Source organism: Microcoleus sp. T2B6 (genome assembly GCF_036700475.1).
Classification (GTDB): Bacteria; Cyanobacteriota; Cyanobacteriia; order Cyanobacteriales; family Microcoleaceae; genus Microcoleus.
Genome location: NZ_JAUBOZ010000170.1, coordinates 1 through 9,927 on the forward strand (window position 1 = coordinate 1; position 9,927 = coordinate 9,927).

4 protein-coding genes are annotated in these 9,927 nt (G+C 43.1%); 1 reads left to right on the plus strand and 3 read right to left on the minus strand.

The window, feature by feature from the left end:
- Window positions 1-55: 55 nt before the first annotated feature.
- Window positions 56-1,468 carry an adenylate/guanylate cyclase domain-containing protein gene (locus QUA00_RS35160; protein ID WP_333413143.1) on the minus strand — a complete coding sequence of 471 codons (1,413 nt, stop codon included), beginning with the start codon at window positions 1,466-1,468 and terminating at the stop codon, window positions 56-58.
- 48 nt (window positions 1,469-1,516) lie between these two features.
- A complete protein-coding gene (locus tag QUA00_RS35165) occupies window positions 1,517-7,048 on the minus strand; it encodes an ATP-binding sensor histidine kinase (RefSeq protein WP_333413145.1) in 5,532 nt (1,843 codons plus the stop codon).
- 373 nt (window positions 7,049-7,421) lie between these two features.
- Between QUA00_RS35165 and QUA00_RS35170 the strand changes: the two genes are divergently transcribed.
- Window positions 7,422-8,303, plus strand: coding sequence for a Cof-type HAD-IIB family hydrolase (locus QUA00_RS35170; protein ID WP_333413146.1), 882 nt, complete (start codon window positions 7,422-7,424; stop codon window positions 8,301-8,303).
- Window positions 8,304-8,883: 580 nt separating this feature from the next.
- On the opposite strand, the gene QUA00_RS35175 is transcribed toward QUA00_RS35170, so the two are convergent.
- Window positions 8,884-9,801: an alpha/beta fold hydrolase gene (locus tag QUA00_RS35175; RefSeq protein WP_333413148.1), complete on the minus strand. Its 918-nt coding sequence runs from the start codon at window positions 9,799-9,801 to the stop codon at window positions 8,884-8,886.
- Between the last annotated feature and the right edge of the window lie 126 nt (window positions 9,802-9,927).

Below are 9,927 nucleotides of genomic sequence, written 5' to 3' on the forward strand. Positions count from 1 at the left end.
CATGCCCCATGCCCCATGCCCCATGCCCCATGCCCCATGCCCCATGCCCTATTCCCTATATCTCTATTCCTTCCAGAGTCATAATGACTGCATTCTTCATCAACATATCGCACCTTTCTGCATAAAAAGCTGCTGCCTTATCATACTTGTTGACTTGCAAAACGCGCAGAAACATTTGCCTTGCTTGCGCGAATTGCTGCTGGTAGTGAAAAAAAATTCCCTGTTCAAAATAAGTTTGAGTTTGTGCTTTTAGTTCGATCATTGTCGCCGAGTCGCCATCGTAAATTTCAAATACAGCAACAGGTGTTTGTTTTCCTTTTACTTGAACGCGATCGAGAAACCTGCACTTGTAATGTTGAGGATCGTCTATCCGGCAAAGGGTTTGGACGCTAGCTACAATACTAACTCCATAAAGCTTTGTCAATCCTTCCACGCGGGAAGCTAAATTAACGGCATCAGAAATTACCGTACTTTCCATTCGTTCCGCTTCGCCAATCGTACCTAACATTAAAGTCCCCGTATGCAAGCCAATCCCTATCGAAATAGGTTGATAGCCACTGTTTTGCCTGTGTCTGTTATAAATTTTTACTTGCTGCTGCATCTCAATTGCTGCTTGCACAGCATCTTCAGCCCTGTTAGGAAACAAAGCCATAATCCCGTCACCAATGTATTTATCTATAAAACCGTTGTACTGGCGGATAACTGGGCCAACTCGGCTTAAGTAAGAGTTAAGAAATTCAAAGTTTTCTCGGGGAGACATACTTTCTGACAGACTTGTAAATGAGCGAATGTCGGCAAACATAATCGTCATTTCTGCTTGTACAGAGTCTCCTAGTCTGGCATCAACGATGCTTTCTCTTTTGAGAAATTTCAAAAATTCACGCGGTACAAAACGGGCTGATGCGGCTGCAATTTTTTCTAGTTCGCTTTTGCTGGATTCGATTTGATTGAGCGATCTAAATGCTCTCAGTGCGGTGACTACTGTGGTAAATAATTTTTTGTTAGTAAGTTCTGTTTTGGTTTTGTAATCATTGATATCGTAGCTGACAATTACTACATCTTCTGGTACTTGTCCGGGCTGTCCAGTTCGTAAAATAATTCGCACAATTTGATTATTTAAAATATCGCGGATGTATTTAACTACTTCCAAGCCTGCTTCTTCTGTTTCCATAACTACATCAAGTAAAATCAATGCTATGTCGTAGTTATTTTGGATTATTTCTTTAGCTTCTTTTCCTGAGTAAGCGCTAATAAATGTTATAGTTTTACCTTCAAACTTAAAATCGCTTAATGCTAATTTAGTAATATTATGAATTTCTATTTCATCATCGACAATTAGTATTTTCCAACTTTCTTCTAGCGGTTTTTCTTCCGCCTCGTCTTCCTCGGCAAATATTAATTCATCGTCGCCCGCTGGGATTAATTCGTCATCGCCTGCAGCCAACAGGTTTTTACTAGCTTCTGACATATATCGTTCTCCTATATAAAACTTATATCCATGTTGGCGGTCTAATAACTAACTGCTCATTTTAGCGGGAAATTCAATCATAAATCTTGTCCCTTTATTTAGTTGACTTGTGCAGCTAATTGTGCCTTTTAGTTTTTGAGTAACAAGGTTATAAATAATGTGCAGTCCCAATCCTGTGCCTCCCTGACCTCTTTTGGTCGTAAAAAATGGTTCAAAAATTTTACTGAGATTTTCTGGGTCAATTCCTTTGCCGTTATCGGCATATTCAAATATTAGCCGATCGCCCTCTAGTTTGAAATCAAAAGCCAGAACTCCTTCGTCTTCTCCATCGTAGGCGTGAATTAGGGAATTCAACACCAGATTTGTCACAATTTGACACACTACGCCGGGGTAACTGTCCACTACAATATTTTCATCACACTTAATCTGTATTTTGTGCTTAGTTCTTTTTAGTTTGGCTGTTAAGGATGTCAAAATTTCCTCTAGATAGTTTTTAACATTAAACGTGCGTTTTAACTCGCTAGACTGATCCACAGCTACTTCTTTAAAACTGTGAATCAAGTCGGCCGCCCGCGTGAGGTTAGATAAGATCATATTACTGCTTTGCATGGCGGTATCCAGGAACTTTTCTAACTCGGAACGTTTTATTTGGCCGTTACTGTAAACCTCAAAAAACTTTGTGGCTTTTTCAGCAAGCAGGGAGGCGGCGGTGATGCCGATGCCAATGGGAGTGTTGATTTCGTGGGCAACACCTGCAACCAACCCTCCGAGGGCAGCCATTTTTTCCGATTCTACCAGTTTATTTTGAGCCGATTTTAAGTCTGCTAAAGTTTGGGAGAGCTCGGAGGTACGCTGCTGTACTAAATTTTCGAGATTCTGATTGAATTGGTGCAAGTTGGCGTAAAGTTGGGCATTTTTGATGGAGATAGAAATTTGAGAAGACAGCAGTTTTAATATTTCTAACCGATCTTGTGTAAAAGCGCCTGTAGTCAGATTGTTTTCTAAATATAGAATGCCAGTGAGTTGGCCTTGATTAATTAACGGAGTGCAAAGAATTGATTTAGGTTGAACGGCCATTATATAGGGTGTGCGAGTAAATTGTCCTTCGCGGCTGGCATCGTTTAAAACTATACTTTCCTGGGTGCGGGCGACATAATTCACAACTGCAACTGCCAGCAAAGTTACTTCTTGATCGTCGGCTACAAAATCTATGGCAATTGATTGCATTACAGCAACGCGATCGACATCTACAGATCCTGATGCTTCAATCACCCATTGACCCTCTTTTTCTAGTATTAAAAACCCTCGTTGCCCCCCGGCATTTTCAATAACAATTTTCATCATTTTTGCCAGCAGTTTGTCTAGAACTATTTCGCCCGCTAAGGTTTGCGATGCTTTAACTGCGGTAGTCAAGTCTAGCACGCCTGCAGCGTCGTTCGTAGTGGAAGAAGCGCTGCTGGTAGATTTGTGAGTTTCAATATTAGTTGAAATCGAGGCGGAAGTTAGCAAGTGCGAGTATTTCGATTCTAAATGCGCTGCTTTGGCTGTTGCTCCCCAGCGCTGATAGCAATAACGCGCTTCTGTCAAGTAAGTTTTAGAATTTTTTTCTCTTCCTATGGATAGATAAAATGCTCCTGCCAATTCTGCTGCTAGTGCTTGTACTTGTATGTATCCGTTTTCTTCGGCTCCGTCAATTGCGCGATCGTAATATTCCATTGCTCTCTCAACATTGCCCAAAACACGCGCTTTTTCTGCCGTAAGTAAGTCGCATTTATGCTGAAGATTCATGGGCGCCGAAAGCGCTTTTTGTTGCAGTTTTTTTCTGTTACTGACAGCGTAAAAAATATGCTCTTCTTGTTCCTCCTCTGTTGCAGATGGATAGGCGGCTAGGCGGGCTAAAGAATCGTAAAACTGGTATTCAGAAACATTAATAAAGCCTGCAACTCCGTCTAAATATACTTCGGCTTGCGCTGCATTTTCTAGCGCTGTAGCGGTATCTCCAAATAAATAGGCTAGTATTAATTTTTGCAAATAAAAGTGCTGTAGTCCCACCCGATCGTTAGCTTTCAACAGCAGCGACAACAATTTTTCTTCGCTGTATGCTTCACCTAATACAAGGTGTGGACTTTCCAATTTTCCCATCAATTGCAAAATACTTTGCCGATATATTTGATTCCAAGTCAATACAGTTTCTTGCTTGAGTTGAAACAGCAAATGGTTGTAGCTTACCATTCTCCGTTCCAGTTGTGGCAATTCTTGACCGATGAAATACAAAGACTGACAAATATTTACGGCTGAATATCCGACAGATTCTAAATCCCCATTTTCTAGCGCGCTTTGATAGGCCTCCTCTAATAGCGGCAAAGAGTCTTTAACGTGATGCTTGCCGTTCATCAAAATGAATGCTACTAAATTAAGCGTTTTGCTTTTGAATTCTAACGCATTTAATCTATCGCTCAAATTTAAAGCTAATTGACCAAAGCGATCGCCCGATTCAATATCTCTAACTATTCCTTTTAAAATTGCTCCGTAATTAGCATAACCGAAGGCAGAAAAAGTAGAGTTTCCGTAATTAATAGATAAATTAACTTGCTCGCACACAATCAGCGGCAGCAGCACAGGTTCAACTATAAATGTAGCTGAAAACATACTGGAAAGCACGCGCATAGTTGCTAATTTGTGCGGATTTGTCATAATGGGCAAGTTAATTAAATCTTCTATTTTTTTGTCGGTTAAATAAGCAGCAGTTTTAGCCAGTGCTTGCTGAATGTGGAGGGGAATCGGCGATTCGGGAAAGTTAATTCCTAACATTTTTAGTGCTTCCCGACCAATTTTTACCGATTCTTGGAGTTGTGTTTGCATCGCACAAGCTATGATTCTGATTTCAAACACTTTAATTTTGTCTAGTTCATTTTTTGCGTGTTGCAGGACAATTCTCGCCCATTTTTCCATTGCTTCAAAGTCGGTATTGAGGTAAGCAGCTTCTGCTGCTGACTCGTAGAGTGCCAGAGTCAAGTCGTAGTCAGTTTGCCAACTTTCGGGGGGAAGCAGTTCAATACCTGCGGTTAAATATTTGAGGGCAAGTTCGTAAGCTGCACTTGCTTTTGCTTTGCGACCTGCAATTAAATTTAATTGGGATAATTGAAATTTTTCTAATTGGTTGCGGATGATTTCTTTCGCTAAATTTAGTTGGTTTACGGTATCAAAAATATGCTCTTCTAATTGCTCTGGCGGTGAATTTTGCAGTAAAAAATTGCCTATTTTGAGATGGATTTTTTGTTTTTGATAATCGGATATTAAAGCATAAGCTGCTTGCTGCACTCGCTCATGCAAAAATTTGTAAGTGGCGCTCGAAACATCAGCCACTGGTAGGGAAAATTTATCGGTAAAGTCTCTAGATATTGTGTCTGTTACTTCTGTGCTTGCTGCTAGTGCGATCGGAATTTTGTAGGCGTTATTTACGAGCAAAATCAGACCGGACTGAAGTGCCTCTCCGAGGTCTGTTGCTGCGGAAGCGAGAGGTTTTCCGGCGATTGTCGAGATAGTTTCTAAATCAAATTTGTTCCCGATACAAGCGGCTAATTTAAGCAGTTCCTGGGTCTTTTTTGAAAGTTTCTGAATGTTATCTATCATTAATTCTACAACATTGTCAGTTATTCCCATTTCTTGTATTTGTTCAATATCCCACTGCCACTCGCCTGTAAGATGGCATTTTTTCACAATTTGCTCTGAGATTGGTTGCGCTAAGCCCGACAGGTTAGGTTCAGCTAGCTCGACCAAATTATTCGAGGGTGAAAGTTTAAAATTAATTAAACCTTTTGAGTAAATAAATTTTATTAATTGAGTTAAAAAGAAGGGATTTCCCGCAGTTTTTCGCCAAAGCAATTCTGCTAAACTTAGGGATTTTTCTGGGGCGCAGTTCAAAGTATCGGCAACAAATTGGTTGACGCTGCTTATATCTAAAGGCGAAAGGGCGATCGCCCTCACAGTACCGCCTGCTTTTTTAATTGCTTCGGCGGTCAGCATTAGGGGATGATTTGCATCTACTTCCTGCTCTCTATAAGCTCCAATTATTAATAAATATTGAGTTCCCAGGTCAGTTGCTAGTAGTTCTATTAACTTGAGAGATGCTGAATCGACCCACTGCAAGTCGTCCAGGAAAATTACTAGGGGGTGTTCTTTTTGAGCAAAGACGCGAATGAAGTTTTGAAATACTAAATTAAAGCGATTTTGAGACTCATTTGCTCCTAAATCTGGGACGGGGGGCTGCGGCCCGACAATCAGTTCTACTTCGGGAATAGCTTCAATAATTACTTGGCAGTTGCCGCCGAGTGCTTTTAAAATTTTTTCTTTCCAAACATGGATTTCTGCGGCATTTTCTGTGAATATTTGTCGCAACAAATCTTGAAAAGCTTGGAGCAAAAAAGCGTAGGGAATATCGCGCTTAAATTGCTCAAATTTGCTGTCAATAAAATACCCGTTTTCCCGCCGACTCGGCTTGTAAACTTCATATACTAACGACGATTTGCCCACACCTGCGGCACCAGAAATGAGCACGATTTCTGTATTGCCCCGCCTCATCCGCTGGAAGATACTGAGAAGCATATTAACTTCTACTTCTCGCCCGTAAAATTTTTGGGAAATTTGCAGGTGATTTGACTGATCTTGCTCGCCGAGGGTTATGTGGGAAATTTCGCCTGTAGTTTGCAGTTGAACGAGACAATTTTCCAAGTCGTACAAAAGTCCGAAAGCACTTTGATACCTGTCTTCGGCTGTTTTTGCTAAGAGTTTTATGACGATATCGGAAACGACTTGAGGAATCTCCTTGGTTCCTAATTGATTGATTCTGCCTTCGATGCTTCTGCTTTGTACTTTTTGCTTTCTGTTTTCCCAAGGAGAAACTGGCGTTTTGGCAATATGGCAGTGTACTAATTCCATAGGATCGATCGCCTGAAAAGGCAATTCGCCACAAAGCATCTCATAAAAGGTGACGCCTAAAGAATAAAAATCGGTGCGGTAGTCGATCGCCCGATTCATGCGTCCCGTTTGTTCAGGAGACATATAGGCAAGAGTGCCTTCGAGTAAATGGGGATGGCTGGGGGCGGGGTTTTCGCCCGGTAGCAGGGAGGCGATCGCAAAATCAGCAATCTTGACATCTCCAGTCTCGATATTGACAATAATATTGCTGGGTTTAATATCCTTATGGATAATGTGGTGTTCGTGGAGTTGCCCAATAGTTTCTGCTAGTTTGATGCCAATATGCAGAAATTGTTGTAACTCTAGCTGGTTGTTGCTGAGAAAGTCTTTTAGGGAAATACCACCAAAATCTTCTAAAACTAAAACCGGAAAGTGATTGTAGGTTTCAATTTTGTAAAGCTTGACTATTCCGGGTAAATTCAAATTTTTAAGAATTTCGGATTCGTGCAGCAGTTGGGAGATTTGCGCTGGGTTAGGGTATGGCGGCGTGAGAGTTTTGAGGATAACGGGTTTTTGTTCCTCAAGCTGCATCCCTCGATAAATAACTGTGTGAGGGTTTGTATAAAGTTCTCCGTCAATGCGGTATCCCGGAATAGAAATCATGATTGTTGGGGGTAATTTCAAAGAGGCGGCTATACAATTTTAGATTTTAGATTTTAGATTTTAGATTGGGAATGATTGATGATATAACGGTTTGGATCGCGGGCTTAGAGTGGCATTCTTTTTGGTCACAAGTATTATTAAGTAAGTGAAAATACACATCGCCGGTCGAGTGCGGTTTTTACGGCAGTAAACTGGCTACTATTATATAGCTTAGCTAAATCCATCCCTAAAGAGTGCTCCTAGATACTTTTTTTGTCGCTTATTTAGTTATCTATATTTTAGTCTTCAAAAAATCCGAAGTCGCACTTTGCTATCCCGCCAGTGCCAAAATAAACGGGTGCGTGCACATCAACAGCTAAAATCTAAAAAAATCATGCAGAATATAACTGCCTCAAATCCAGCTAATGCGACCGATCGCGCTTTGGGCACCGCAGACATTCAATTGCTGGTAGTGGATATAGACGGCACGATCGCAGGTTTGTCAAATGACATCCGAGAACCAGTCAAGCAAGCAATTTTGGCTGCCGAGTCGCGGGGAGTGAAAGTGGCCGTCGCTACGGGCAGGATGTACCGCTCAGCTTTGCGTTTTCACCGCGACATCGGCTCAACATTGCCACTGATTTGCTACCAGGGCGCATGGATTCAAGATCACGCTACTCAAAAACGGCTGCGACACTTGCCACTGTCGAAACAAACTGCTCTGCAACTGTTAGATTATTTTGAAGAACCGCATTTGCGATCGCTGCTTTCGATCCATTTCTACATTGAGGACCAACTTTACGTACCGGAAATTACCGCAGCTACCCGAATTTATGCCGAAAGATCGGGCATTGAACCAAATGTGATTAAAGATTTGCGGCGAGATATTCCGGGGGAACCGACGAAAGTTTTGGCATTGTGCGAGAATCCGGGGGTACTCGACGGCTTGCTCAGCAGTATGCGGCAGCGCTACACGCCTGCGGAGCTTTATTTGACTCAATCGGTTGCTACTTTTTTTGAAGCTACGCATCCTTCGGCGAATAAGGGAGATGCGGTGCAGTATTTAGCGGAGGAACTTTTGGGTTTGCAGGCGGCGAACGTGATGGCGATCGGCGACAATTTTAATGATGTGGAAATGATTGCCTACGCGGGCGTGGGCGTGGCAATGGGCAATGCTCCTGATGGCGTGAAGGCTGCTGCTGATTGGGTGGCGCCGGATGTGGAGGAAGATGGGGTGGCGGCTGCGATCGAACAATTTGTTTTGGGCGATCGTTGATATTTGCAGCACAAATACCGCAGGGGCGGGTTTAGCGACATTTGGAAAAAATGTATATTAACCCGCCCCGACCCAGCGACAATTTATTCTTATACAACTCTCTAGTTTTGAGTTCTATGCAATCAAATTTTGATGCTCAAAAACCATCCACACTTTCGGATTTTTCGATATCAAATGGAGTCAATTACTTTTTTTGCAAAATCAGAATATTTATTTAACGAACCGCGAAGACGCTAAGAACGCGTTCGGCGAAGCCGTTCCCGTTCCCCGCAGGGGTTCCCGAAGGGTAGGGTAGGAAGAAATGAAGAAAGCGGGGCGGGCTTACAGATATGGGGGATGTGAATTATAGATAATTTAAAACTCTTAAAAACGGGTTTCAACAGAAAAAGCACCGACGACTGGCCGTGTTTCGTCTCGGTGCTTCTTCTGGTTCGCTCCTCACACGTCCATCAATATAGCTGACTCAGTAAATTGTGTCAATACTTTTTCCAAAAATTGTTTTTTGAGTCGGCTGCTGCGGGGGTGTCGGTGCGGAGAAGCGAGGCAAAACTTTTGCACTGCAAGGGTTTGACTCGATCGCTCAATGGTTGCCTCGCTCAGAAAAATTGTACTTCAATTCCAGCAGCCAGTCCAAAATCAGAGCGTTGACTTCACTGGGCCGCTCGTCGTGGGGACAGTGGCCTGTGTTGGGAATGGAAACAAATTTCACTGGTTTATCGTTGGCGGCCAATTGTTGATAAATCTGGCTGCCGGCGATGGGTGTCCAGGGGTCGTCTGCGCCCCAAAGTACCAATAACGGACGATCGACTTTGGGCAGCAATTCTGACGGTTGAGGGCCTGGAGGGGCTGTGAGAATCGAGGCAAACACTTGTTGAGCTCCGGGCTCGCAGGAGGGGGCGTGCAGGAGTTCTACGAGTTCGTCAGTGATGGCTTCGCGGTTCCCGTAGACTTGGCGCAGGGTGTTGCGGATGCGGTGTTTTTGGCGGATGTTGTTGAAGACAAAGGGGCCGATCAGGGGCGATCGAACTAATTTAGTAAAAGTCCCCATCACTACTCGCAGCGGGAAATTTAGTTCGTCGGGCCGGTGGTTGAGCCCGCCAGCACAGTTGATTAAGACACCGCCGGCTGATATTTCTGGATGGTTGGCGACTACCATCAAACTCAGCAAAGCGCCGATCGAATTCCCGACAAATACAGCCGGTTCCTGTACCAGATCCGCCCAGAAATCAGTCAGCAATTCTTCCCACAATTCCAGAGTGTAATCTAGGGCTGGTTTGGCGGAAGCACCGAATCCCAGCAAGTCCAGCGCAAATACACGATAGCCGCCGGCCGCGAGTACGGGGATATTTTGTCGCCAATGTCCGATCGAAGCCCCAAATCCGTGAATCAAGATCAGAGGGCGGCCGGTTCCTTGGACGGTATATTGGATTTTGTGACCTTTCCAAGTCCAAATTAGCTTTTCAAAACTGGTTGCAGATACTAATTGTTGTGCAGTCACGGCTATTATGTAAAGTTTCGTTAACTACTTTCATCATAGCAGTTGTCAGTTGTCAGTTGTCAGTTGTCAGTTGTCAGTTGTCAGTTGTCAGTTGTCAGTTGTCAGTTGTCAGTTGTCAGTTGTCAG